This is a genomic window from Pseudonocardia sp. TMWB2A (assembly GCF_017312135.1).
This window is the reverse complement of sequence record NZ_QKQY01000002.1, coordinates 5,560,912-5,580,603: the sequence shown is the minus strand read 5'-3', so window position 1 is coordinate 5,580,603 and position 19,692 is coordinate 5,560,912. Positions and strand designations below refer to the sequence as shown.

The window sequence follows — 19,692 nt, the reverse complement described above, 5'->3', positions numbered from 1 at the left end:
GTGACCGAATTCGTGAGCCTGTCCGTGGACGAGGGCGTCGGGACGATCCGGATCGACCGCCCGCCGATGAACGCCCTGAACCGCCAGATCCAGGGTGAGCTGCTGGAGGTGGCCGACGAGGCCGCCACCCGCGCCGACGTGCGTGCGGTCGTCGTCCACGGCGGGGAGAAGACCTTCGCCGCGGGTGCGGACGTCAAGGAGATGGCGTCGATGTCCTACGCGGACATGACGGTGGTGGCCCGCAAGCTGTCCGCCGGCCTGGGCGCGATCTCGACGATCCCGAAGCCGACCGTCGCCGCGGTGACCGGCTACGCCCTCGGCGGTGGCCTGGAGGTCGTGCTCGGCGCCGACCGCCGCATCGCGGGCGACAACGTCAAGCTCGGCTTCCCGGAGATCCTGCTCGGCATCTTCCCCGGCGGTGGCGGCACCCAGCGCGCCGCGCGGCTGATCGGGCCGTCGCGCACGAAGGACCTGATCTACACCGGCCGGATGGTCAAGGCCGACGAGGCCCTGGCGATCGGGCTCGTCGACGAGGTCGTCCCGGCCGACGAGGTCTACACCCGGGCCGTCGCCTGGGCGAAGCAGTTCACCGCGGGCCCCGCCCTCGCCTACGCCGCCGCGAAGGCGGCCATCGACAACGGCCTCGACACCGACCTGCGCACCGGCCTGGACATCGAGTCCGCGCTGTTCGCGGGCGTGTTCGCCACCGACGACGCGAAGGCGGGCACCGCCAGCTTCGTCGAGAACGGCCCCGGCAAGGCCACCTTCACCGGCCGCTGAGCCGCCGCCGAGCCACCCCGCCCCCGCCCGGACGCGCGACGCGCCCGGGCGGGGAGCAGGTCGGCGGCCGTGTTCTGCAAAACTCCTACTCATGAGTTCGGACCCGGCGCCCACCCCGCACGCCACCGCCGAGCAGGTCGAGGCGGCCTGGCACGACCCGAAGCTCGCCAACGTGCTCTACCACGACTGGGAGGCGGGCACCTACGACGAGAAGTGGTCGATCAGCTACGACGAGCGCTGCATCGACTACGCCGCGGGCCGCTTCCGCGCCGCGGCCCCGTGGGACGGCCGGCCCTACCTGCGCGCCCTGGAGCTGGGCAGCGGCACCGGGTTCTTCCTGCTCAACCTCATGCAGGCCGGCGTCGCCGAGCGGGGCGTCGTCACCGACCTGTCCCCGGGCATGGTCGCCGCCGCCACCCGCAACGCCGAGCACCTCGGGCTCGAGGTGGAGGGCGCCGTCGTCGACGGCGAGCACATCCCGTTCCCCGACGACAGCTTCGACCTCGTCGTCGGGCACGCGGTGCTGCACCACATCCCCGACGTCGAGGCCGCGTTCCGCGAGGTCCTGCGGGTGCTGGAGCCGGGCGGGCGGTTCGTGTTCGCGGGCGAGCCCACCACCGTCGGCGACGCCTACGCCCGCAAGCTCGGGCAGCTCACCTGGAAGGCCACCAACACGCTGACGAAGCTCGGCCCGCTGCAGGGCTGGCGCCGCCCCCAGCACGAGCTCGACGAGTCCTCCCGCGCCGCCGCGCTGGAGTCGGTCGTCGACATCCACACCTTCGACCCGGCCGACCTGGAGCGCACCGCGACCCGGGCCGGGGCCGAGGGGGTGCGGGCCTCCACCGAGGAGTTCGCCGCCGCGATGCTGGGCTGGCCGGTCCGGACCTTCGAGGCGGCCGTCCCGCCCGGCAAGCTCGGCTGGAACTGGGCGATGTTCGCCTACCACGGCTGGCAGCGGCTGTCCTGGCTCGACGAGCACGTCCTGAACCGGGTCGTGCCGCGCAGCTGGTTCTACAACGCCCTGATCACCGGTACCAAGCCGAGATGAGCGATCGGCCCCGGCGCGGCGCGCTGTCGGTCAGCATGGACGACGTGGAGCACCCGCTGGAGCCGTTCTGGCGCGGCGTCATCGCCTACCGCCTGCTGACGTTGCTGACCGTCGTCGGTGTGACGCTCTACCACCTGCGCACCGGCTACGAGCGCCCGCTGGCCGCGGTCGGCGTGCTCGTCGTGATGGCGGTGTGGACGGCCGTGACGTCGTGGGGCTACCTCGGCGGGCTGCCCGGCGCCCCGGACCGCCGCGGCCTGCTCGCGCTCGCCGACCTCGGCGTCTGCGTCGCGATCATGGCGACGACGCCGCTGGTCGTGCGGGTCGCCCACCTCGACGAGGGCGGCCCCGGCATGGGGTCGATCTGGACCTCCGGCGCGGTGCTGGCCTGCGCGGTCGCGTTCCGGATCACCGGCGGGGTGCTCGCCGCCGCCGTGATCTCGGCGGCCCTGGTGCTGTCCAAGCAGCGGTTCGGGGTGCTGGAGCTGGGCGACATGCAGCTGCTCCTGCTGGCCGGGCTGACCGTCGGGTTCGCCGCGCACGTGCTCGACCGCACCGCCGCCCGGCTGCGCCGCCTCGTGGCCGAACAGGCCGCCACCGCCGAACGCGAGCGGCTCACCCGGGCCGTGCACGACGGCGTCCTGCAGGTGCTGGCGCACGTCCAGCGCCGCGGCGCGGAGCTGGGCGGCGGGGCGACCGAGCTCGGCGTGCTCGCCGGGGAGCAGGAGACCGCGCTGCGTGCGCTGCTGTCCGGGCCGGGGACCACCGACGCGTCCGGGCTCCGCGACCTCGCCGCCGCGCTGCGGATCCTCGCCTCGGACCGGGTCACCGTCTCGGCCCCCGGACGCCCGGTCGAGCTGGGCGGGCCGGTCGTCGACGAGGTGGAAGGCGCGGTGCGGGCCGCGCTCGCGAACGTCGCGCTGCACGCCGGCCCGGACGCGCGCGCGTGGGTGCTGGTCGAGGAGCTGCCCGGGACGGTCGAGGTCAGCGTCCGCGACGACGGCCCCGGCATCCCCGAGGGCCGCCTCGCCGAGGCCGAGGCGCAGGGCCGGATGGGGGTGTCCCGCTCCATCCGTGGCCGCGTCGGCGACGTCGGCGGGACACTGACGCTGGACACCGGACCGGACATCGGGACCGAATGGGTCATCCGGGTCCCCAGGGAGGACACATGAGCATCCGGGTGATGGTCGTCGACGACCACCCGATCTGGCGCGAGGGCGTGGCCCGCGACCTCGCCGAGCGCGGCCTCGACGTCGTCGCGACGGCCCCGGACGCGCCCGCGGCCGTCCGGATCGCGACGGCCGTGCGGCCGGACGTGATCCTCATGGACCTCAACCTGGGCGCGACCTCCGGCGTGGACGCGATCGCCGCGATCGGGCAGCAGAGCCCGGACAGCCGCGTGCTGGTGCTGTCGGCCTCCGGCGAGCACGCCGACGTCCTGGAGGCGGTCAAGGCCGGTGCGCTCGGCTACCTGGTGAAGTCCGCCGGGGTCGACGAGCTGCTCGAGGCGATCCGGCGCACCGCCGACGGCGTCGCCGTGTTCACCCCGGGGCTGGCCGGGCTGGTGCTGGGGGAGTACCGGCGGCTCGCCGACGCCCCGCGCCCCGCCGACGGCGCGCCCGCCGTCCCGGCGCTCACCGAGCGCGAGACCGAGGTGCTGCGCCTGGTCGCGAAGGGCATGACGGCCAAGCAGATCGCGGCGAAGCTCGTCGTCTCGCACCGGACCGTCGAGAGCCACGTGCAGAACACCCTGCGCAAGCTGCAGCTGCACAACCGCAGCCAGCTCGTCCGCTACGCCATCGAGCAGGGCCTCGCGGACTGAACGAGCGGGACGGTCCGTTCCCTGCGGTGAGCGGAGGCAAACCCGTAACGGGGGCCACCCCCATCACGAACAGGTCACGGGACCGGGCACACTCGGCTCCGCCCCCGCCGCTCGACCTCCGGAGAGCCCGTGACCGACCCGAGCGCCCTGATTGGGTACCTGCTCCAGAGCCCCTGGCTGGTGCCCCTGCTCGCCGTCGCCGTGATGTGCGACGGGCCGTTCCCGTTCCTGCCGAGCGAGCCGGTGCTGTTCAGCGCCACGGCCGCCGCACTGGCGGACGGCGACCGGTGGCGGATCGCGGCCCTGTTCGGCGCCGCGGTGGTCGGGTCCCTGCTCGGCGACGCGGTGCTCTACGGCGCCGGACGCAGCTCCAACTCGGTCGTCCGGGGCGCCCGTCGCGGCGACGGGATCGGCGCCTGGGTCCGCCGCCACCTGCACCGCCGGCCGGTCGCCGCGCTGGTCGCGACCCGGCTGCTGCCCGGCGGACGGCTGGCGAGCGTGTCCGCGGCCGGCCGGGTCCGGCTGCCGCTGCGCGCGTTCCTGCCCGCGACCGTCGCGAGCGCGCTGGTGTGGAGCACCTGGATGACCGGCATCGGCGTATTGGTCGGGCCGATCACGCACGGCGACCCGCTGATGTCGGTGCTCGCCGGGGTCGTCCTCGCGGCGCTCGTCGCCTCCGCGGCGGCAGCGGCCAAGGCGCTGCTGCGGCTGCGCCGCCCCGTCGTCGCGGTCTGACGCCCGCCCGACCCGTCGCGTCGAACCGGCGGGTTCCGCGCCGTTCGGACGGCCTACTGTGCTGCGGCACATGGCAAGCTGGGCCGTCCGGACGAACGGGGCGGGGAGAACTGAGGACGTGCACGACGACGGCGACCGGGTCTCGGCGGTGGCGGTGGGGCGGCCGGTGGTGCCGCCGGGGGTCGAGGTCGTGGCCCACGTGCCGCCCGCGCCCGCCGAGGGGGCCGCGGCCGCGGTCGACCGCGCCCGGCCCGGTCTGGTCCTGGTCGACCTGACCGGCCCCGAGGGTGTGGCGCCCGCGGTGATCGCCGCCGTGCTCGCCCGGGTGCCGGACGCGGCGGTGCTCGCCGTCGCCGGTGCGGTCGCCGACCACGCCCGGGTGCTCGACGCGGTACGGGCGGGCGCGACCGGCGTCGCGACCAGTGCCGACCCCCGGGAGCTGGCCGCCGTCGCCGCCGCAGCCGCCGCCGGGCGTCCCGCGTTCTCCCCGGGGCTGGCCGACGTCGTCCTGGAGTCGGTCGCGGCCCCCACGCACGCGGTACCGGAGCTCAGCCCGCGCGAGTCCGAGGTGCTGCGGCTGGTGGTCGAGGGGCTCACCGCCAAACAGATCGCGGCCCGGCTCGTGCTGTCCCCGCGCACGGTCGAGAACCACGTGCAGCGGCTGCTGCGCAAGTTCGAGGTGCCCGGCCGCGCGGCCCTCGTCCGGCACGCCATCGAGTACGGACTCGCCTGAACCGTCGTTTGTGCGTTTCCACGTACTTCCGTACTTTGGGGGCATGAGCGAGATCGAGGAGCGGCTGCGCGCCGTCGAACAGGCCGTCGCGGACCTGCAGGACGCACTCCGCCCGACCGGCGGGGACACCCCGGCGGCGGCGCCCGCGGACGGCGCCCTCTGGGCGCTGACCGAGCTGGAGGCCCGCAGCCCCGGCGCGGTGCTGATGGCCGGCAGCGTCGGGCTCCCCGGCGACGAGGGCACCGTCCGCTGGCAGTACGCCCGCCCGAGCGAGGTCCTGCTCGACGCCGACTGGTCCGAGCTGAGCGCGACCCTCGACGCGCTCGCCCACCCCGCGCGGCTCGCGATCCTGCAGCACGTGCTGGGTGGCGTGCACAGCACCGCCGAGCTGCTGGAACAACCCTCGGTGGGCACGACCGGGCAGCTGCACCACCACCTGCGCCAGCTCGTCGCCGCCGGCTGGCTGGCCTCGACCCGGCGCGGCCACTACGAGGTCCCGGCCGCCCGGGTCGTCCCGCTGCTCGTCACCGTCCTGGCCGCGCACCGATGAGGGGAACCGTCATGACCACCTCCGTCACCGGGCACCGGATCGGGATCGTCGCGGCCGTCGTCGCCGTGCTGGCCGTGCTCGTCGGGGCACTCGCCGGCCCGGATCGCCAGCGGCTCGGCCCGCAGGGCGCCGGGGACCCGGCCCTGGCCGACCGGGTCCGGGCCGCCGCCGGCCCGCTCGGCGGCCTGCGGTCGCTCGCCGTCGCCGAGGTCACGCCGACGGCGGTCACCACCGCCGCACTCGGCCCCGCCGCCCCCGGGGCGCCGTTCGAGATCGGGTCGGTCACCAAGACCTTCACCGCCGCGCTGTTCGCCGACGCCGTGACCCGCGGCGAGGTCCGCCCGGACGAGCGCCTCGACCGCGTGCTCGGGGAGCTGGCGGGCACCTCGGCGGGCGGGGTGACCCTCGGGTCGATCGCCCAGCACCGCTCCGGCCTGCCGCCGTTGGGCGCCACCGCCGCCACGGGCGCCCTGGCCGCGCGGGCGGTCAACGGCAACCCCTACCTGTCGACGACGACCGCGCAGCTGATCGACGACGCCCGCAGCGCCCCCGTCGAGCCGCAGCAGCCCCCCACCTACTCGAACTTCGGGGTCGCCCTGCTCGGGACGGCGCTCGTCCGCGCGGCGGGCGCCACGGACTACCCGGCCCTGGTCCGGGACCGGATCACCGGTCCGCTCGGCATGACCGCGACGACCTTCGCCGCCACCGACGCGCAGATCCCGCCGGACGCGGTGCCCGGCCACCTCGACAACGGCCGCCCGGCACCGCGCTGGTCCGGCGAGGGCTACCTGCCCGCCGGGAGCTCCACGTTCTCCACCGCCGACGACCTGGCGCGCTGGGCGCAGGCCCAGCTCACCGGCGTCGCACCGGGGACCGCGGCGCTGACCCCGACCGCGCAGGACGACCCCGACACCTCGATCGGCTGGATCTGGGTCACCAGCACGGCCACCGGCGGGGACGGCGCCCGGCACCCGTTCGTCTGGCACAACGGCGGGACCGGCGGGTTCCGCAGCATGCTCGCCCTCGACCGCGAGACCGGGCGGGCCGTGGTCGTCCTCGGCGACACCACGGCCGGGGTCGAGCCGGTCGCCGCGGCACTGCTGTTCGGCACGCCGCCGTCCGAGGACGCCCCGCACCCGCTGGTCTGGGTGCCGGTCGGCATCGCCGCGCTGTTCTCGCTGCTCGCGCTGCGTCGCGCGGTCCGGGCGGGCGCGCGCCTGCCGATCGCCGACGGCCTGCTGACGGCGGCGTTCGGGCTGGTGCTGCTGTGGAACCGCGGCCCGTGGGCGACGGTCGGCGGCTGGGTCTGGGGCCTGGCGCTCGCCCCGGCCGCGGCGGCCCTGGTGGTCGCGGTGCTGCGCGGCCGGGAGCTCCCGACGGTCCCGCCGCGGCGCGCCGTCACGGCCTGGGGTGGGCTCGTGGTCTCCGTCCTGCTGCTCGCCGCGGCGGTGTGGGCGGGCTGAGCCCGCTACGGGTGCGCGGTGAGCCGGGCCAGCGCCGCGTCGAGGACGGCCGGCACGTCGGGCGCGGACAGCACGTCCACCGGGCGGGTGCCGGGTCCGGCGGGCACGGTCGCCCCGCGGGCCGGGCCGAACCCGGTGTCCACGGTCAGCGCCGTCGGCGTCGGGGTCAGCGAGCCGGGTGCGACGCACTCCAGCAGCGCCGTCGCGTCGTGCAGGGCGACGGCGTCGCGGCCGTAGCGTTCCTGGTAGAACCGCATGTAGGGGGCGATCATCGCGGCCAGCTCGGCGCCGACCGGGTCGGCGTCGCCCAGTGCGGCGACCCACTCCGGGCCCGCGGCACAGCCCAGCGTGGTCTCCAGCGGCACCAGCGCGACCGGCACGGAGCCCTCGCCGGGGTCCTGGGCCAGGACGCGGTGCGCGGCCTCCGGGTCGGCGTGGACGTTGAACTCGGCGGCACCGGTGACGTTCCCGCCGCCGATCGCTCCGCCCATGACGACGACCCGCTCGATCCGCCCCACCAGGTCCGGGCGGGCGGCCAGCAGGATCGCGGTGTCGGTGAGCGGGCCGATCGAGGCGATCGTGACCGGCTCGGTCGCCTCCTCCAGTACCCGCGCCATCAGGGCGACCCCGGCCCCGGCCACCGGCGCGACCGGCTCCGGCAGCGCCGCGGCGCGCCCGCCGAGCCCGTCGGAGCCGTGCACGTGCCCGGCCCGCTGCTCGCGCCGGTGCACCAGCGGCCGGGCGGCGCCGCCCCCCAGCGGGACGTCCGGGCGTCCGGCGAGGGCGAGCAGCCGTCCGGCGTTGGGCAGGGTGGCGTCCAGGCCGACGTTGCCGAACGTGGCGACGACGGCCCGGACGTCCACCTCGGGACTGCGCAGGGCCAGCACGAGCGCGACGGCGTCGTCGACACCGGGGTCGGTCGAGATGATCAACGGGCGGGGCACACCGGCGAGCCTACGACCGGCCCGCCGGGGGGATCACTCGCTGCGGGTGGGCTCGTCCTCGTTCTCGGCCTCGACCTCGCGGGCGGCCGCTCCGGTCGCTCCGGAGTCGTCGGTCGTCGCGTCGGGGCGGGGGTTGCCCGCCTTGTCGGTGTCGGCGCGGGAGGTGCCGCCGCCTCCGGAGGTCAGTTCGTCGGTACCGACGTCGGTGCCGTCGTCGGGCTGGCGGTGGTCGCTCACGGGCGGACCTCTCGGATGGGGGACGTGGTCCCCGGGAGGTACCCGGCGCCGCAAGGGTGCACACGCCTAGGGTCTGACGGGTGCGACGTCCGCCGATCCCCGACGCCGACCCGGAGCAGGCGAAGCTGTTCAGCCTCACCTCGCTGCGCTGGATCCTGCGCCACCGCGCGTACAGCCCCTGGTACCTGCGGCGGTACTGGCGGCTGGCGAAGCTGCGGCTGCGGCACCCGCACGTCGTGCTGCGCGGGATGGTGTTCCTCGGCAAGGACGTGACGATCGAGGCCCGCCCCGGGTTCGGCCGGCTCGAGATCGGCCGCTGGGTGCACATCGGCGACGGCACCGCGCTGCGCTGCCACGAGGGCTCGATGCGGATCGGTGACAAGGTCGTGTTCGGCCGGGACAACACCGTCAACTGCTACCTCGACGTCGAGATCGGCGCGACGACGCTCGTCGCCGACTGGGTCTACGTCACCGACTTCGACCACCGCACCGAGGACGTCCGGCGCCCGATCAAGGACCAGGGCATCGTGAAGTCGCCGGTCCGGATCGGCGAGGGCTGCTGGCTCGGGGTGAAGACCTCGGTGCTGCGCGGCACCCGGATCGGCCCGGGCAGCGTGCTCGGGGCGCACGCGGTCGCGCGGGGGGACATCCCCGCGGAGTCGATCGCCGTCGGGACCCCGGCCCGGGTGGTGCGCGACCGGCGGGCCGACTACGAGGCCGCCGCCGCCGAGCGCGCCGCGGTCGCGGACATGGCACGCAAGGCCGACCGGGCCCTGCAGGCGCGGCTCGACCGGGCCTGAGCCGGCTCAGGCGTCGAACAGGTTCCCGGTGGGGATCTTCGGGCGGGGGAGCTCCCGCGGCCCGGCCGCGGTGGCGCCGGCGTAGATGCGGGCGGTGTGCCCGGCGATGACCGGCCAGGCGAAGTCGGTGCGCAGCCGGGCCCGGGCCGCGCGGGCCCGGCGGCGGGCGGCGGCCGGGTCGGCCAGCGCGCGGTCGACGGCGTCGGCGATCCCGGGGACGTCGCCGGGGGTGAACCCGAGGCCGGTCTCGCCGTCGCGGACCAGCTCGCCGAGCCCGCCCGCGGTCGAGGCGACGAGCGTCGCGCCCACCGCGGCGGCCTCCAGCGCGACGATCCCGAACGGCTCGTAGCGGCTCGGCAGCACGACGGCGTCCGCGCCGCGCAGCAGGGCGGTCAGCTCGCCGTCGGGCAGGTGGCCGAGGAAGGTCACCGAACGCGTCACCCGGTGCCGCGCCGCGCGCTCGGCCAGCATCTCCTGCTGCGTCCCGCTCCCGGCGACGAGCAGCCGGGTCCCGCGGTGCCGCCGCCGGATCCGGGGCAGCGCCGCGATCAGGTCCTGGACGCCCTTCTCGTACTCCAGACGTCCGAAGTAGACGATCCGCGGCCCGTCGCCGGCGTGCGCGGGGGCGGCGGCGCGGGACCGCCAGCGACGCGGGTCGATGCCGTTGTGCACCACGTGGACGGCGGCCGGGTCGAGGTCGTGCAGTGCCGACACCTCGGTGCGCATCGCGCCGGAGCAGGTGATGACCTCGTCCGCGCGCTGCGCGAGCCACCACTCGGTGGAGTGCACCTGCCGGTTCAGCGGCCCCGGCAGCCAGCCGGAGTGCCGTCCCGCTTCGGTGGCGTGCACGGTCGCGACCAGCGGGACCCCGAGGACGTCGGCGAGCGCGATCGACGGGTGCGCGACGAGCCAGTCGTGGGCGTGCACGACGTCCGGCCGCCAGCCCGGCAGCAGTGCGGTCAGCGCGTGGCGCAGCATCGCGTGCCCCATCGCGAGCGTCCACGCGACCAGGTCGGTGGCGAACTCCAGCTCCGGCGGGTCCTCGGCCACCCGCAGCACCCGCACCCCGTCGACGGTCTCGGCGCGGGTCGGGTGGGTCTCGGCGTCGGTGCCGGTGGGGGCCCGGGACAGCACGACGACCTCGTGCCCGGCCGCGACGAGCTCGCGGGACAGCGCGTGCACGTGCCGGCCCAGCCCGCCGACGACGACCGGCGGGAACTCCCAGCTGACCATCAGCACCCGCATCGCTAGATCCTGACAAATGCCGGACCGGCGGTAACCCCCGGGGCGCCGTGCCCACCGTGCCTATCGCACCGACCTCCGCCCAGCCGCGCCCGCTCGACCCGCCGCGGCACCCGGTCGCGTCGCGCCGGCGTCCCGCGCCGAACCGTCGACGCGCGGGGGTTGGGAGAACGCGCGTCCGATCGGGAGCGCGTTCTCCGGATGCGGCCGCGTCCATCGGCCGGCCGGTGGGACGTGGCACGGGGGTCGGGTGGGGGGCCCGTTGCGTGGCACCCCGCCCCGTCGCGTGGCACCCCGCCCGGCGGTCGCCGCGCCCGGCGACAGGTAGCCACATCGTGCGATCGGGTGCCACGTCCGGCGGTGTCGCGCCGCCCCGGCGCGGCCGGGAGGCCACGCCGGTGGGAGCAGAGGCCCGTTGCGCGGCACCCCGCCCCGTTGCGCGGCACCCCGCGCGGCGGTCGCCGCGCCGGGCGGCAGGTCGCCACACCGTGTGATCGCCACGCCGCGCCCGGCGGAACGGGAGCGATGGCGCGGGCGGCCGTGAGCCGCGCCTGGCGCAGCGGAGGCGATGGCGCGGGTGGTCGCGAGCCGCGCCTGGCGGGGCGGGATCCGTGGCGCGGGGCGGGATCCGTGGCGCGGGGCGTCCGGGGCCGGTGCCCCACCGACCCCGACCCCGACCCCACCGAATCCGCTTACCCGGTAAGCGAGTTCGCGGTCAGACCCGTCCCAGGTCCCGGGCGTCCACGTGTCCGAAGGTCGGCAGCGGCGCGTCCGCCCAGGCCGCGACCCGGCGCTGTGCGGCCCGCCGCCGCCCGGCGCGCAGCAGCTCGGACAGCTCCGCCACCCGTCCGGCGTGCAGGTCGGCGCGGGAGCGGGCGTACCCGGCGGCGGAGTCCTTGCTGACCATGAACGCCCAGTCGCTGGACAGGGCGTGCAGCGCCTGGTCGGCGAGCAGGTCGGCCAGCGGGTCCCGGACGGGTCCGGGCAGCGGGGCGGCGAGCAGGTCGGACTGGACCTCGGCGTTCCGCGCGACCAGGTCGGCGACCTGCGGCCCGGACCAGACCCGCCAGTCCTTGCCCGAGCCCCAGGACGACTCCCGCAGGTCGACCGGGTCGCCGACCAGACCGTCGTCGACGGCGTCGCCGAGGGTGCGCACGGCGACCCCGGCCTCGGGCAGCCTGCGGAGCACGGCGGCCAGCCAGGCAGGTCCCTCGTGCCACCAGTGCCCGAACAGCTCGGTGTCGAACGCGGCGACGGTCAGCGCCGGGCGGCCGCGCTCGGCACGCAGCGCGGTCAGGCGCGCGACGACGGTGTCGACGAAGTCGTCGGCGTCGCGGGAGACGGCGCGGGCGGCGAGCGCGGGGTCGTAGGGCTTCTTCCGCTCGGTCGGTACCCGCCGTCCGGTGACCCGCGCCGGCTTGAGGCCGGACTCGTGGTCCCAGGTGTGGAAGTCGCGGTACTCGGCCGAGCCGGGGTAGCCCTTGCGGGGCGACCACACCCGGTAGGTGATCTCCAGGTCGCGGCCGACGCACACGACGTCGGAGGTCCCGACCGGCCGGGCGAACGCGGTGTCGCCGCGCAGCGCGGGGCCGTCGACGAGGAAGCGGCGCACCCCGGCGGCGGCGTAGTCGTGCTCCATCCCGGGTGCGAAGCCGCACTCGGGCGCCCAGATCCCGGCCGGCCGGGCGCCCAGGCGCAGGGCGTGGTCGTCGAGCCCGGCGTGCAGCGAGAACGCCCGCACCCGCGGGTCGAGCAGCGGCTGGAACGGGTGCGCGGCCGGCCCGCCCAGCAGCTCGACGGCGCCGGAGTCGCGCAGCCGGCGCAGCGCGGGCGACCCGCCGTGGCGCCAGTGCCGCTCGAACTCGGCCGTCGCCGTCGTCGACACCCGGTGCTCGTGCGCGGCCAGGTCCGGCAGGCGGCCCGCCGCCGAGTGCGCGCGCAGCGTCCACCCGCCGAGCCAGTCGTGCACCCCGCGCAGGCAGTGCGGGTCGTCGAGCTGCGCGGCCAGCACCGGCGTCACCCCGAGGGTGGCCAGCCCGGTGCGGCCCTCCTCGGCCAGCTCCCGCAGCGTCGCGACGACGGGCAGGTAGGAGTGCGCCCAGGACTGGTAGAGCCACTCCTCGCCGACCGGCCACCGGCCGTGCCGGGCCAGCAGCGGCAGGTGCGAGTGCAGGACGAGGCAGAACGTCCCGACGGGCGCGCCGCTCACGGCCGGGTCGCCGTGACCAGCAGGTCGAGCGAGGCGTCGAGGTCGGCGTGGTCGCCGGTGCGCAGCACGAAGTCCGAGCACCGCACCCCGGCGACGTCGACGGCCAGCGCATGCGGCCACGGCTCCCCGGACAGCGCCAGCCGGGTCTGCGCCTCGATCAGGCCACCGTGGCGGGCGTCGAGCTCGCGCAGCCGCGGACCGTGGTGCAGCCCCTGCACGACGACACGGCCGAACCCGGCGTCGTCGACCAGGCCGGCCAGCTCGCGCGGGTCGAGCTCGCGGGTGTGGAACGGGTTGAGCGGGGTGTCCCGGCCGGGGGAGAAGGTGATCCGGTTCGGCGTCGACACCATGAGCCGCCCGCCGGGGCGCAGCACCCGCCTGCACTCGCGCAGGAACCGCTCCTGCTCCCACAGGTGCTCGATGACCTGCAACGACACGACGACGTCGACGCTCCCGTCGGGCACCGGCAGCGCCACCAGGTTGGCCCGGGCCACGCCCACCCGCGGGTAGCGGGCCCGGACGTGGGTCACGGTCGTCTCGTCGTAGTCCAGCGCCAGCACCGAGCCGGCGGCCCCGGCGAGCAGGTCGGCGCCGTAGCCCTCGCCGCAGCCGGCCTCCAGCACGGCGACGCCCGAGCAGTCGGCGGCGATGGCCGCGTAGACCACCTCGTGGCGGCGGAACCAGTAGTTCTCGTGGCTGATGCCCGGGACGGTGCGCTCTCCGGTGAGGGGCAGGCTGCTGGTCACCCACCGACTTCACCACGCCCGTCGGGGGGAGTTCGCACCGGTCCCCTCGCGTGCGCTACCGCTCGTCGACGCGGGGCAACGCAGTGTCACCACGGACGTCTGATGATGTGGAGCCCGACTGACATCCCGCCAGGCACGACGGAGGGGGACACATGACCGACATCGCGACCGACGAGGACACGGTGACGCTGACCATCACCGGCCGTAGCGGATCCTGGCTGGTGTCGGGTGTGCTCGGCCGGGAACCGCTGCCGCTCAAGGGGTTGGACGACGGCGCGCTCGCCGAGATGCTGTGGGCGATGCTGCCGGTGGCACCGTCGGCCGCGCACGGTCCCGCGTGCCCGGCGCCCGCGCCCGGCCGCCGTCACCCGGGCTGAGCTGCAGTCCGGTCGCGCACGTCCGGTTCGCGGTCGGCGCACGGTTCGTGCCGGTCGGCGTGCGGTCGGTCCCCGGACGGGTATCAACTGCCCACCGACGGGTATCCGCCGTTCCCCGGGCCCGTGCGGGCCAGGGGTGACGCCGACGGCGTCGTGCCGAGAGGAGCCCAGGATGAACGATCCGGCGGACGAGAACGAGACGCTGTCGCTCACCATCACCGGGCGGTCCGGGTCCTGGGTGGTGTCGGGTGTGCTCGGCGACGAGCCGGTCGAGCCGCGCGCGATGGACGACGAGGCCCTCGGCGAGGTGCTGTCGATGGTCGTGCCCGAGGAGGACCGCGTCCACGCCGAGCCCCCGCCCGGCCGCCGCGTGAGCTGAGCGAGGGCGGGCGGAACTACAGCCGTCCCCGCAGCAGCGACGCCGCCAGCAACGCCACCTCGACCTGCAGCCGGTCCTCCCCGACCGGGCGCCCGAGCAGCTCCTCGGCCTTGCGCACCCGGTAGTGCACCGTGTTCTTGTGCAGGTGCAGCCGGGCCGCGGCCTGGATGTAGCTGCCCCCGGCGGCCAGGAACACCCGCAGCGTCTCGCGCAGCTGGTCGGTGCCGGGCTCGTCGGCGGTCAGGCCGGACAGGGTGCGGGCGACCCAGCGGCGCAGGTCCTCGGACCGGTCGGTGAGCAGTGCGGCGACGGCGACGTCGTCGAACCGGACGACCGCGGGCCGGTCCTCGGCGGTCTCGGCGACCGCACGGGCCCGCTGCGCCTCGGCGAGCGAGCCGCGGAACCCGTCGATCCCGGCAGCCGACCCGCCGACGGCGATCCGCACCCCGGCCGGGAGCCGGTCGCGGAGCAGGCCGACGTCCAGCCGCACCTCGTCGGGCCCGGACAGCCACGCCCACAGCGTGCGGCTGTCGGCGAGCACCGTCAGCGGGGTCCGCCCGGACGCCTCGTAGAGCAGCCGGGCCCCGGCCTGCAGCGCGTGCCCGTCGGCGGGGCCGTCGCCGGACGCGGGGGTCCACACCAGCGCCGCGGTGTGCCGGCCGGTCACCGGGATCCCCAGCAGCTCCGAGGCGGCCGCGTCGGTCAGCGGGTCGGTGTCGAGCACCATCCGGACCCGGGTCGCCAGCCCCGCCCCGGACCGGGTGCTCCACCGCCGCCGCTCGGCCTCGTAGATGTCGATGAGCCCGGCGATGACCTCGTCGATGTAGCGGTTCGTGCGTTCGCTCAGCACCGACACCGCGTCGAGCACGTCCGGGTCCCCGTGGTGCGGCCCGGCCCGCAGCGCGTCCAGCGCCCACTGCGCGAACATCTGCTCGCCGAGCCGGTAGGCCCGCAGCAGCGCCTCCAGCGACAGGTCGTGCTGGGCGAACCGGCGGGCGTACTCGGCGGCCGCGGGCGGCACCGTGATGCGGTCCATCGGGATCGAGTGGACGAGCATGTCCATGATCGCGACGAGGTTCGCCGAGGTGCTCGCGACCATCAGCCTGCGCAGCGTCTCGTCGTGCCGGAACTCGGGGATGACCTCGACGAACCAGTCGGTCATCGCGGTCGTCAGCTCGGGCAGCCGGGCCTCGACGTCGCGGGCGACGGCCGCCACGACCTCGTCGACGTGGGCGGACACCCGCGCGACGCTAGCGGGTCGGCCGGTCCCCGGGCCGGCGGGTACGACGCGTTGTGTCCCCGGCACAACGGGCCCGCCACGATTCGTGATCGACGTACATGGTGTCGGTCACACCGCGGACCTACGTTTCCCCCACACCGGTTCCGACGACGCCGAGGGGGAGTCCGATGCACATCGCCGTGCTGCCGCGGGAACGGGCGCGCACCGCGCCGGAGGCGCCCTGTCTCGCCGACGAGCACCGCGCGCTCGACAACGCCGGGTTCGCCGCCGCCGTCGCCGCGGCGGCGGGCGCGCTGCACGCTGCGGGGACCGGGGCGGGCGACGTCGTCGCCGTCGTGCTGCCCAACCGCGTCGAGCTCGTGGTGACGTTGTTCGCGGCCTGGCGGCTCGGCGCGGCCGTAACCCCGGTGAACCCCGCGCTGACCGCCGACGAGGCGGGCCACCAGATCACCGACTCGGGGGCGGTCGTCGTCGTGGGGGAGCGGGCGGCCTCGCCGCTGGTGACCCTGGACGTCGCCGAGCTGGCCGGGGACCCGGCCGCCGCACCCGACCCGGTCACCGACGACGACGCGACCGCCCTGCTGATCTACACCAGCGGCACCACCGGGCGCCCCAAGGGCGTCGTGCTCGACCACGCGAACGTCCGCGCGATGTGCGGGATGGTCATCGCCGGGATCGGTCTCGGCGCCGACGACCACAGCCTGCTCGTGCTGCCGCTGTTCCACGTCAACGGCATCACCGTCTCGGTGCTGTCGCCGCTGCTCGCCGGGGGCCGCACCACCATCGCCGGCCGGTTCCGCGCCGAGACCTTCCTCGACACCGTCGCCCGGGTCCGGCCCACCTACTTCTCCGCCGTCCCGGCGATCTACGCCATGCTCACCGCGCTGCCCGCGCGCGAGGCCGACACCTCTTCGCTGCGCCGGGTGATCTGCGGGGCCGCGCCGATGCCCGCCGAGCTCGTCGCCCGCTTCGAGGAGCGCTTCCAGGTGCCGCTGGTGGAGGGCTACGGCCTGTCCGAGGGCACCTGCGCCTCGACGATCAACCCGTGGGACGGCCTCCGCAAGCCCGGCACCGTCGGGCTGCCGCTGCCCGGTCAGCGGGTCGCGCTGATGGACCCCGAGGGCCGGCTCGTCGACGACGGCCCCGGCGAGGTCGTCGTCTCCGGGCCCAACGTGATGCGCGGCTACCTGAACCTGCCCGAGGCCACCGCCGAGACGATCCGCGACGGCTGGCTGCACACCGGCGACGTCGGCCGCTTCGACGACGACGGCTACCTCGTCCTGGTCGACCGGATCAAGGACATGATCATCCGGGGCGGGGAGAACCTCTACCCCCAGGAGATCGAGAACGCGCTGTACGCCCACCCCGCCGTGCACGAGGCCGCTGTGGTCGGCGTGCCCGACCCGGTCCTCGGCGAGGTCCCGGTCGCCCACGTCGTCCTGCGCCCCGGCGTCGCCGCGACGCCGGAGGACCTCGCGGCGCACTGCGCGCAGCGGCTCGCCCGCATCAAGGTCCCCACCCGGATCGCGCTCGTCGGCACCCTGCCGCGCAACGCCGTCGGCAAGGTCGACAAACCCGCGCTGCGGCGCGCGCCCGTCCCCGCCGGCTGACCCCGGCACCCACCGATCTCCCGCGGACCCGCACGGTCCGGCGGGGGAGCCGTCCTGCCCGGACACCGCCCGCGGACGGCCACCGAACGTTTCCACCGGAGAGGACCGAACGATGGGGTTCAAGACGGGGGACTTCCCCCCGGTCGATCTCGACACCTTCCTCGACAGGCCGTTGTTCGAGCGGACCAAGGCGCTCGCCCTGCACTGGACGCAGTACGGCTTCGGGTCGCCGAAGATGATCCCGACGACCTACGTCGTGAAGCTGCTGGTCCTCTACGGCGTCATCGGGACCGCGCTGATCACCTGGACCTCCGGCGTCGGCCCGTTCTGGGAGGTGTCGGGCTGGTGGGACCAGCCGGTCGTCTACCAGAAGCTGGTGCTCTGGACGGTGCTGCTGGAGGTCGTCGGCGTCGCCGGGTCCTGGGGGCCGATCGCGGGCAAGTTCAGGCCGATGACCGGCGGCATCCTGTTCTGGGCCCGCCCCGGCACCATCCGGCTCCGCCCGTGGAAGGCCGTCCCCGGTACCGACGGCGACACCCGCACCGTGCTCGACGTCGTGCTCTACCTGGGCCTGGTCGCCTCGCTGCTGACCGCGGTGGTGCTGCCCGGCGTGCCGAGCGCGTCGCTGTCGGCGGTGCTGCCCGACAACACCTCCGGGCTGGTCGCGCCGTGGCTGATGATCGCGCCGATCGTGCTGTTGGTCCTGTGCGGCCTGCGCGACAAGACGATCTTCCTGGCCGCCCGCGGCGAGCAGTACCTGCCCGCGATGATGTTCTTCGGGACGCTGCCGTTCGTCGACATGATCGTCGCGGCGAAGCTGCTGATCTGCATGGTGTGGATCGGTGCGGGCGTGTCGAAGTTCGGCAGGCACTTCACCAACGTCATCCCGCCGATGGTGTCCAACAGCCCCTGCATCCCCTCGAAGTGGATCAAGCGGGCGCACTACCGGGACGCCTCGGGCGACCTGCGGCCCTCGCGGCTCGCGACGTTCATGGCCCACGTCGGCGGCACGACGGTGGAGATCATCACCCCGCTGGTGCTGCTGTTCTCGACCGACCACCGGCTGACCCTGGCCGGGGTGGTGCTGATGGTGGTGTTCCACCTGTTCATCACCTCGACGTTCCCGCTCGCGGTGCCGCTGGAGTGGAACATCCTGTTCGGTTACCTGGCGATCTTCCTGTTCCTCGGCTTCCCCAACGGCGACGGCTTCGGCGTCGGCGACATGTCCTCCCCGGTGCTGACCGTCGCGATCGTGGCCTGCCTGGCGTTCTTCCCGGTGCTGGGCAACCTGCGACCCGACCTGGTGTCGTTCCTGCCGTCGATGCGCCAGTACGCCGGCAACTGGGCCTCGGCGCTGTGGACCTTCACCCCCGGCGCGGAGGAGAAGCTGAACCGGCTGCCGCACCGGCCCACCACCAACCAGGTCGACCAGCTGCAGGCACTGGGCTACCCGCCGGCGGTCGCCGAGGTCACCATGCAGCAGACGATCGCCTGGCGGTCGATGCACTCCCAGGGCCGCGGCCTGTTCTCGGTCCTGGCCGCCCGGCTCGACGACCTGGACTCCCGCACCGTCCGCGAGGCCGAGTTCGGCTGCAACTCCGTCATCGGGTTCAACTTCGGCGACGGCCACCTGCACGACGCCCAGCTCATCGCCGCCCTGCAGAAGCGGATCGGGTTCGCGCCCGGCGAGTTCGTCGTCTGCTGGGTGGAGTCCCAGGCCATCCACTCGTCGGTCCAGCACTACCAGCTGATCGACGCCGCCCTCGGCGTGGTCGAGCGCGGGTACTGGAAGGTCGCCGACGCCGTCGCCGAGCAGCCGTGGCTGCCGAACGGGCCGATCCCGCTGACCGTCACCTGGCGCGCCCCGCAGCGGGCGACGGCCGGCGACGGCGTCGAGGCCCCGACCCCCTGAGACCCGGCGGGACGGGCGGAGACACCGCAGCCCGCCCGTCCCGCCGGAGCGACACCACACGACGAGAGGGACACGACATGGGAGACGCACTGGACGGCCGCGTCGCGCTCGTCACCGGCGCGGGCAAGGGCCTCGGCCGCGCGATCGCCCGGCGCTTCGCCGAGGAGGGGGCGACCGTCGTCGTCTCCGACATCGACGGCGACGCCGCGCGGCGCACCGCGGAGGAGATCCCCGACGCGACGCACCTGTCCTGCGACGTCCGCGACGAGGAGCAGGTCCAGGAGCTCGTCGCGCACACCGTCGAGCGGCACGGCGGGCTGCACGTCCTCGTGCCCAACGCCGGGGTCGGGCGTCCGCAGCCGCTGCTGGAGATGAGCCTCGCCGACTGGCGGGAGGTCACCTCGGTCAACCTCGACGGGGTCTTCCTCTCGATCCGCTACGCCGCGCCCGCGATCATCGCCTCCGGCGGCGGCACGATCGTCACGCTCGCCTCGGTCACGGCGACGGCGGGCTCCCCGCTGATCGGGCACTACGCCGCGGCCAAGGCCGGCGTGGTCAACCTGACCAGGACCGCGGCGACCGAGCTGCGGCCGTACGGTGTGCGGGTCAACGCGTTGCTGCCGGGCTTCGTCGACACCGACCTGGTGACGTCGGCCCGGCCCGGCTTCGAGGCCGCGCTCGGCCTGCCCGCCGGTGGTTTCGACGGGCTGATCGAGCAGAAGCAGGGCGGCTACGGCACCCCCGACGACGTCGCGGAGGCCGCGCTCTTCTTCGCGAGCGACCGGTCCCGCTTCTGCACCGGCAGCGGGCTCGTGCTCGACGGCGGCCTCGACGCGTCGCTGCTCTGACCCGGTACCCCAGGAGG

General features: G+C 75.4%; 20 protein-coding genes. 14 read left to right on the top strand and 6 right to left on the bottom strand.

The window, feature by feature from the left end:
* The 8 genes from DMP17_RS40740 (at window position 1) to DMP17_RS40705 (ending at window position 7,131) form a co-directional block, all read left to right on the top strand.
* Entirely contained in the window at window positions 1-780 is a 780-nt protein-coding gene (locus DMP17_RS40740) for an enoyl-CoA hydratase/isomerase family protein (RefSeq protein WP_226350140.1), read from the top strand.
* 91 nt (window positions 781-871) lie between these two features.
* Window positions 872-1,828, top strand: a complete 957-nt coding sequence (locus DMP17_RS40735) for a class I SAM-dependent methyltransferase (RefSeq protein WP_337832341.1) — start codon at window positions 872-874, stop codon at window positions 1,826-1,828.
* Complete coding sequence (macS, locus tag DMP17_RS40730) at window positions 1,825-3,000, top strand: MacS family sensor histidine kinase (protein ID WP_226367425.1); 1,176 nt, start codon at window positions 1,825-1,827, stop codon at window positions 2,998-3,000. Before DMP17_RS40735 ends, macS begins: the two co-directional genes overlap by 4 nt.
* Window positions 2,997-3,650, top strand: a complete 654-nt coding sequence (locus tag DMP17_RS40725; protein ID WP_226350143.1) for a response regulator — start codon at window positions 2,997-2,999, stop codon at window positions 3,648-3,650. The genes macS and DMP17_RS40725 overlap by 4 nt, the downstream gene beginning before the upstream one ends.
* Window positions 3,651-3,779: 129 nt before the next feature.
* The gene (locus tag DMP17_RS40720; RefSeq protein WP_226350144.1) at window positions 3,780-4,385 is read left to right on the top strand and encodes a DedA family protein; all 606 of its coding nucleotides are present in this window, start codon (window positions 3,780-3,782) and stop codon (window positions 4,383-4,385) included.
* 70 nt (window positions 4,386-4,455) lie between these two features.
* Window positions 4,456-5,118, top strand: coding sequence for a helix-turn-helix transcriptional regulator (locus DMP17_RS40715; protein WP_226350145.1), 663 nt, complete (start codon window positions 4,456-4,458; stop codon window positions 5,116-5,118).
* A gap of 43 nt (window positions 5,119-5,161) precedes the next feature.
* Window positions 5,162-5,668: an ArsR/SmtB family transcription factor gene (locus tag DMP17_RS40710; RefSeq protein WP_337832340.1), complete on the top strand. Its 507-nt coding sequence runs from the start codon at window positions 5,162-5,164 to the stop codon at window positions 5,666-5,668.
* Window positions 5,669-5,679: 11 nt separating this feature from the next.
* The gene (locus DMP17_RS40705) at window positions 5,680-7,131 is read left to right on the top strand and encodes a serine hydrolase domain-containing protein (protein WP_226350147.1); all 1,452 of its coding nucleotides are present in this window, start codon (window positions 5,680-5,682) and stop codon (window positions 7,129-7,131) included.
* A 5-nt stretch (window positions 7,132-7,136) separates the two neighbouring features.
* On the opposite strand, the gene DMP17_RS40700 is transcribed toward DMP17_RS40705, so the two are convergent.
* Window positions 7,137-8,075 carry a nucleoside hydrolase gene (locus DMP17_RS40700; RefSeq protein ID WP_226350148.1) on the bottom strand — a complete coding sequence of 313 codons (939 nt, stop codon included), beginning with the start codon at window positions 8,073-8,075 and terminating at the stop codon, window positions 7,137-7,139.
* 33 nt (window positions 8,076-8,108) lie between these two features.
* A complete protein-coding gene (locus DMP17_RS40695) occupies window positions 8,109-8,312 on the bottom strand; it encodes a hypothetical protein (RefSeq protein ID WP_226350149.1) in 204 nt (67 codons plus the stop codon).
* 80 nt (window positions 8,313-8,392) lie between these two features.
* Between DMP17_RS40695 and DMP17_RS40690 the strand changes: the two genes are divergently transcribed.
* Window positions 8,393-9,112, top strand: coding sequence for an acyltransferase (locus DMP17_RS40690; protein ID WP_224401605.1), 720 nt, complete (start codon window positions 8,393-8,395; stop codon window positions 9,110-9,112).
* 6 nt (window positions 9,113-9,118) lie between these two features.
* On the opposite strand, the gene DMP17_RS40685 is transcribed toward DMP17_RS40690, so the two are convergent.
* The 3 genes from DMP17_RS40685 to DMP17_RS40675 form a co-directional block, all read right to left on the bottom strand.
* A complete protein-coding gene (locus DMP17_RS40685) occupies window positions 9,119-10,357 on the bottom strand; it encodes a glycosyltransferase family 4 protein (RefSeq protein WP_226367421.1) in 1,239 nt (412 codons plus the stop codon).
* 712 nt (window positions 10,358-11,069) lie between these two features.
* Window positions 11,070-12,563 carry a 1,4-alpha-glucan branching protein domain-containing protein gene (locus DMP17_RS40680; protein WP_337832339.1) on the bottom strand — a complete coding sequence of 498 codons (1,494 nt, stop codon included), beginning with the start codon at window positions 12,561-12,563 and terminating at the stop codon, window positions 11,070-11,072.
* A complete protein-coding gene (locus tag DMP17_RS40675) occupies window positions 12,560-13,309 on the bottom strand; it encodes a class I SAM-dependent methyltransferase (RefSeq protein ID WP_337832338.1) in 750 nt (249 codons plus the stop codon). The genes DMP17_RS40680 and DMP17_RS40675 overlap by 4 nt, the downstream gene beginning before the upstream one ends.
* A gap of 152 nt (window positions 13,310-13,461) precedes the next feature.
* Between DMP17_RS40675 and DMP17_RS40670 the strand changes: the two genes are divergently transcribed.
* Entirely contained in the window at window positions 13,462-13,686 is a 225-nt protein-coding gene (locus tag DMP17_RS40670) for a hypothetical protein (protein ID WP_337832337.1), read from the top strand.
* A gap of 172 nt (window positions 13,687-13,858) precedes the next feature.
* Window positions 13,859-14,065: a hypothetical protein gene (locus DMP17_RS40665; RefSeq protein WP_062397236.1), complete on the top strand. Its 207-nt coding sequence runs from the start codon at window positions 13,859-13,861 to the stop codon at window positions 14,063-14,065.
* Window positions 14,066-14,081: 16 nt separating this feature from the next.
* Here DMP17_RS40665 and DMP17_RS40660 read toward each other — a convergent pair whose 3' ends face one another.
* The gene (locus DMP17_RS40660; protein ID WP_226350154.1) at window positions 14,082-15,305 is read right to left on the bottom strand and encodes a PucR family transcriptional regulator; all 1,224 of its coding nucleotides are present in this window, start codon (window positions 15,303-15,305) and stop codon (window positions 14,082-14,084) included.
* A gap of 167 nt (window positions 15,306-15,472) precedes the next feature.
* On the opposite strand from DMP17_RS40660, the gene DMP17_RS40655 reads away from it, so the two are divergent.
* The 3 genes from DMP17_RS40655 to DMP17_RS40645 all read left to right on the top strand — a co-directional run bounded on the left by DMP17_RS40655 (window position 15,473) and on the right by DMP17_RS40645 (window position 19,675).
* Window positions 15,473-16,915, top strand: coding sequence for a class I adenylate-forming enzyme family protein (locus DMP17_RS40655; protein WP_226350155.1), 1,443 nt, complete (start codon window positions 15,473-15,475; stop codon window positions 16,913-16,915).
* A 112-nt stretch (window positions 16,916-17,027) separates the two neighbouring features.
* A complete protein-coding gene (locus tag DMP17_RS40650; protein ID WP_337832336.1) occupies window positions 17,028-18,827 on the top strand; it encodes a DUF3556 domain-containing protein in 1,800 nt (599 codons plus the stop codon).
* 77 nt (window positions 18,828-18,904) lie between these two features.
* Complete coding sequence (locus tag DMP17_RS40645; RefSeq protein ID WP_226350157.1) at window positions 18,905-19,675, top strand: SDR family NAD(P)-dependent oxidoreductase; 771 nt, start codon at window positions 18,905-18,907, stop codon at window positions 19,673-19,675.
* Window positions 19,676-19,692: the final 17 nt, after the last annotated feature.